Genomic DNA, 5,168 nt, shown 5'->3' with positions numbered 1-5,168 from the left:
TTGCGCTAAGCGACTACCGTATCTCACAGGGGGCAACCCCCAACTACTTCAGGCGTTCTAGGGCTTAACTGCTGTGTTCGGCATGGGTACAGGTGTATCTCCTAGGCTATCGTCACTTAACTATTGAGTCTTGTCAACTCAAAATTGAATATCTATATTCTACCAAGAAAAACCAACGCTGTCAATATTGACTCTAGTTTATTTTTGGATAAGTCCTCGAGCGATTAGTATTGGTCCGCTACATGTGTCGCCACACTTCCACTTCCAACCTATCTACCTGATCATCTCTCAGGGCTCTTACTAACATAAAGTTATGGGAAATCTCATCTTGAGGTGGGTTTCACACTTAGATGCTTTCAGCGTTTATCCCGTCCCTACATAGCTACCCAGCGATGCCTTTGGCAAGACAACTGGTACACCAGCGGTAAGTCCACTCTGGTCCTCTCGTACTAGGAGCAGATCCTCTCAAATTTCCTACGCCCGCGACGGATAGGGACCGAACTGTCTCACGACGTTCTGAACCCAGCTCGCGTGCCGCTTTAATGGGCGAACAGCCCAACCCTTGGGACCGACTACAGCCCCAGGATGCGACGAGCCGACATCGAGGTGCCAAACCTCCCCGTCGATGTGAACTCTTGGGGGAGATAAGCCTGTTATCCCCAGGGTAGCTTTTATCCGTTGAGCGATGGCCCTTCCATACGGAACCACCGGATCACTAAGCCCGACTTTCGTCCCTGCTCGAGTTGTAGCTCTCGCAGTCAAGCTCCCTTATACCTTTACACTCTGCGATTGATTTCCAACCAATCTGAGGGAACCTTTGGGCGCCTCCGTTACCTTTTAGGAGGCGACCGCCCCAGTCAAACTGCCCGTCAGACACTGTCTCCGATAGGGATAACCTATCTGGGTTAGAGTAGCCATAACACAAGGGTAGTATCCCAACAGCGCCTCTGTCGAAACTGGCGTCCCGACTTCGTAGGCTCCTACCTATCCTGTACATGTGGTACAGATACTCAATATCAAACTGCAGTAAAGCTCCATGGGGTCTTTCCGTCCTGTCGCGGGTAACCTGCATCTTCACAGGTACTAAAATTTCACCGAGTCTCTCGTTGAGACAGTGCCCAAATCATTACGCCTTTCGTGCGGGTCGGAACTTACCCGACAAGGAATTTCGCTACCTTAGGACCGTTATAGTTACGGCCGCCGTTTACTGGGGCTTCAATTCAGATCTTCGCTTACGCTAAACCCTCCTCTTAACCTTCCAGCACCGGGCAGGCGTCACCCCCTATACATCATCTTACGATTTAGCAGAGAGCTGTGTTTTTGATAAACAGTTGCTTGGGCCTATTCACTGCGGCTCAGTCTAACTGAGCACCCCTTCTCCCGAAGTTACGGGGTCATTTTGCCGAGTTCCTTAACGAGAGTTCTCTCGCTCACCTGAGGCTACTCGCCTCGACTACCTGTGTCGGTTTGCGGTACGGGTAGAGTATGATACAACGCTAGAAGATTTTCTCGGCAGTGTGACGTCACTAACTTCGCTACTAAACTTCGCTCCCCATCACAGCTCAATGTTACAGATACAAGCATTTGACTCATATCACACCTCACTGCTTAGACGGGCACTTCCAATCGCCCGCTTTAGTTAGCCTACTGCGTCCCTCCATCACTTCATACTCTAGTACAGGAATATCAACCTGTTGTCCATCGGATACACCCTTCGGTCTCTCCTTAGGTCCCGACTAACCCAGGGCGGACGAGCCTTCCCCTGGAAACCTTAGTCTTACGGTGGATGGGATTCTCACCCATCTTTCGCTACTCATACCGGCATTCTCACTTCTATGCGTTCCAGCACTCCTCACGGTATACCTTCTTCACACATAGAACGCTCTCCTACCATAACACTAAAGTGTTATCCACAGCTTCGGTAAATTGTTTTAGCCCCGGTACATTTTCGGCGCAGGGTCACTCGACTAGTGAGCTATTACGCACTCTTTGAATGAATAGCTGCTTCTAAGCTAACATCCTAGTTGTCTGTGCAACCCCACATCCTTTTCCACTTAACAATTATTTTGGGACCTTAGCTGGTGGTCTGGGCTGTTTCCCTTTCGACTACGGATCTTAGCACTCGCAGTCTGACTGCCGACCATAAATCTTTGGCATTCGGAGTTTATCTGAAATCAGTAAACCGAGATGGCCCCCTCATCCAAACAGTGCTCTACCTCCAAGATTCTTAAATGTCGACGCTAGCCCTAAAGCTATTTCGGAGAGAACCAGCTATCTCCAAGTTCGTTTGGAATTTCTCCGCTACCCACAAGTCATCCAAGCACTTTTCAACGTGCCCTGGTTCGGTCCTCCAGTGCGTCTTACCGCACCTTCAACCTGCTCATGGGTAGGTCACATGGTTTCGGGTCTACGACATAATACTAATCCGCCCTATTCAGACTCGGTTTCCCTACGGCTCCGTCTCTTCAACTTAACCTCGCATCATATCGTAACTCGCCGGTTCATTCTACAAAAGGCACGCTCTCACCCATTAACGGGCTCGAACTTGTTGTAGGCACACGGTTTCAGGTTCTATTTCACTCCCCTTCCGGGGTACTTTTCACCTTTCCCTCACGGTACTGGTTCACTATCGGTCACTAGAGAGTATTTAGGGTTGGGAGATGGTCCTCCCGGATTCCGACGAGATTTCGCGTGTCTCGCCGTACTCAGGATACTGCTAGGTATAAAGACTATTTCGAATACGAGGCTATTACTCTCTTTGGCCTACCTTCCCAGGTAGTTCTTCTATACTCTTTAAGTCCACATTGCAGTCCTACAACCCCGAACAGTAAACTATTCGGTTTGCCCTCCTGCCGTTTCGCTCGCCGCTACTAAGGCAATCGCTTTTGCTTTCTCTTCCTGCAGCTACTTAGATGTTTCAGTTCACTGCGTCTTCCTCTACACTACCTTAACAGTAGTGAGTGACAGGCATCAACCTGCCGGGTTCCCCCATTCGGACATCCCTGGATCATCGCTTACTTACAGCTCCCCAAGGCATTTCGTCGTTTGTCACGTCCTTCATCGGCTTCTAGTGCCAAGGCATCCACCGTGCGCCCTTATTAACTTAACCTTATTAACCTAATTCTTTTCAAAATTAGAAAACTCATTAAATATTCACAGCGTTTTCGGTTTATTTTCTTGTTACTATTTCTATACGTACTGTTACATACGTTTAGGAATGTTTGATAGATATTCAATTTTCAATGGACAAGTTTAACAACTTTCGTTGTTAATGGAGCCTAGCGGGATCGAACCGCTGACCTCCTGCGTGCAAAGCAGGCGCTCTCCCAGCTGAGCTAAGGCCCCACAAGACCTCTCAAAATTAAAGAAGACTAACGTACAGGTTCCATTTCCTTAGAAAGGAGGTGATCCAGCCGCACCTTCCGATACGGCTACCTTGTTACGACTTCACCCCAATCATCTATCCCACCTTAGGCGGCTGGCTCCTAAAAGGTTACCTCACCGACTTCGGGTGTTACAAACTCTCGTGGTGTGACGGGCGGTGTGTACAAGGCCCGGGAACGTATTCACCGCGGCGTGCTGATCCGCGATTACTAGCGATTCCGACTTCATGTAGGCGAGTTGCAGCCTACAATCCGAACTGAGACTGGCTTTAAGAGATTAGCTTGCCGTCACCGACTTGCGACTCGTTGTACCAGCCATTGTAGCACGTGTGTAGCCCAGGTCATAAGGGGCATGATGATTTGACGTCATCCCCACCTTCCTCCGGTTTATTACCGGCAGTCTCGCTAGAGTGCCCAACTCAATGATGGCAACTAACAATAGGGGTTGCGCTCGTTGCGGGACTTAACCCAACATCTCACGACACGAGCTGACGACAACCATGCACCACCTGTCACCGATGCTCCGAAGAGAAACCCTATCTCTAGGGCGGTCATCGGGATGTCAAGACCTGGTAAGGTTCTTCGCGTTGCTTCGAATTAAACCACATGCTCCACCGCTTGTGCGGGCCCCCGTCAATTCCTTTGAGTTTCAACCTTGCGGTCGTACTCCCCAGGCGGAGTGCTTAATGCGTTAGCTGCGGCACTGAGTCCCGGAAAGGACCCAACACCTAGCACTCATCGTTTACGGCGTGGACTACCAGGGTATCTAATCCTGTTCGCTCCCCACGCTTTCGAGCCTCAGCGTCAGTTACAGACCAGAGAGCCGCTTTCGCCACCGGTGTTCCTCCATATATCTACGCATTTCACCGCTACACATGGAATTCCACTCTCCCCTTCTGCACTCAAGTTTGACAGTTTCCAAAGCGTACTATGGTTAAGCCACAGCCTTTTACTTCAGACTTATCAAACCGCCTGCGCTCGCTTTACGCCCAATAAATCCGGACAACGCTCGGGACCTACGTATTACCGCGGCTGCTGGCACGTAGTTAGCCGTCCCTTTCTGGTAAGATACCGTCACTGTGTGAACTTTCCACTCTCACACACGTTCTTCTCTTACAACAGAGCTTTACGATCCGAAAACCTTCTTCACTCACGCGGCGTTGCTCGGTCAGGGTTGCCCCCATTGCCGAAGATTCCCTACTGCTGCCTCCCGTAGGAGTCTGGGCCGTGTCTCAGTCCCAGTGTGGCCGATCACCCTCTCAGGTCGGCTATGTATCGAAGCCTTGGTGAGCCGTTACCCCACCAACTAGCTAATACAACGCAGGTCCATCTCATAGTGAAGCAGTTGCTCCTTTCAAGCATCTACCATGCGGTAAATACTGTTATGCGGTATTAGCTATCGTTTCCAATAGTTATCCCCCGCTATGAGGCAGGTTACCTACGCGTTACTCACCCGTTCGCGACTCATCCGTCTAGTGCAAGCACCAGACTTCAGCGTTCCACTTGCATGTATTAGGCACGCCGCCAGCGTTCGTCCTGAGCCAGGATCAAACTCTCATAAAAAGTTTTGATTCAAACTCAAGCTATTGCTAGCTTTCCGTTTTATTGTTTTTTCGTTATTGACGATTTATCATAGATAAATCACCCTGCACGTTTGGTTCGTCTTCTTTAATTTTCAAAGGTCTTGTTCACTGCCGCGCTCTCGCGACAACTATCTTAGTTTATCATTTCTTCAACTAATTGTCAACACTTTTTTGAAACTTTTTTTGTTTCTTTTTTCAGTGT

At 49.5% G+C, this 5,168-nt stretch carries 1 tRNA gene and 3 rRNA genes; all 4 read right to left on the bottom strand.

Annotated features, from left to right (window positions below):
• Positions 1–4 precede the first annotated feature (4 nt).
• The 4 genes from rrf to C1E58_RS02830 all read right to left on the bottom strand — a co-directional run bounded on the left by rrf (position 5) and on the right by C1E58_RS02830 (position 4,946).
• Positions 5–120 (bottom strand): 5S ribosomal RNA (gene rrf, locus C1E58_RS02845).
• 84 nt (positions 121–204) lie between these two features.
• Positions 205–3,109: ribosomal RNA gene (locus C1E58_RS02840) — 23S ribosomal RNA — on the bottom strand.
• 163 nt (positions 3,110–3,272) lie between these two features.
• Positions 3,273–3,345: transfer RNA gene (locus C1E58_RS02835), tRNA-Ala, on the bottom strand.
• 52 nt (positions 3,346–3,397) lie between these two features.
• Positions 3,398–4,946 (bottom strand): 16S ribosomal RNA (locus tag C1E58_RS02830).
• The 16S, 23S and 5S rRNA genes sit together here with 1 tRNA gene alongside, the layout of an rRNA operon.
• Positions 4,947–5,168: the final 222 nt, after the last annotated feature.

This window comes from Streptococcus suis, assembly GCF_002964575.1.
In the GTDB taxonomy this organism is placed as follows: Bacteria; Bacillota; Bacilli; order Lactobacillales; family Streptococcaceae; genus Streptococcus; species Streptococcus suis_R.
Note: the sequence above shows the minus strand (reverse complement) of the source record. Positions and strands in the feature narration are given on the sequence as shown.